This is a genomic window from Colwellia ponticola, from assembly GCF_005885605.1.
In the GTDB taxonomy this organism is placed as follows: domain Bacteria; phylum Pseudomonadota; class Gammaproteobacteria; order Enterobacterales; family Alteromonadaceae; genus Colwellia; species Colwellia ponticola.
Map to the genome: position 1 here is coordinate 1 of NZ_SZVP01000048.1, position 527 is coordinate 527.

The 527-nt window shown below is 36.4% G+C and carries 1 pseudogene; it reads right to left on the bottom strand.

The window, feature by feature from the left end:
- Positions 1-527: pseudogene (locus FCS21_RS17610) on the bottom strand (peptidase M3); the annotation flags it as partial.

A 527-nucleotide genomic window follows, 5' to 3' on the forward strand; every position in this document is an offset into this window, starting at 1 on the left:
TAAATCCACTGCATTCTTCTTATTATCAAAAGCATCATCATGGTTGCCTCTGGTTTGGTACGCATTCCAAATTTGCTTGCGCAATTCTCTATTAGAACTGTATTGCAAAAACGGCATCACGCTGGAGTTAGAAAGCGTGAAAACCCATTTTCCCTCTTTGCCTTTTGCTTTAGCATCAACTGCGGCAGCATCAATTAATCCTTGTGGCAATCCGGCTAAATCTTTTTTATTATCAATAACCAACTCGTATGAATTGGTCTCCGCCAAAATATTCTGACCGTATTTTAAACTGGTTAATGAAAGGTCTCCGTTTATTTTTCGCAATATTTCTTTATCAGCATTTGATAAATTGGCTCCGCTTCGAACGAAATCTTTGTACGCATTATCTAAAATTTTAGCTTGTTCTAAATTTAAGCCTAATGTTTCTTTTTTGTCCCAAAGTGTTTTTACTCTTGCAAATAATTTTTCGTTCAAGTAGATATTATCTCGGTGTGCCGATAGATTTGGCGCCATTTCTTTGGCAATGT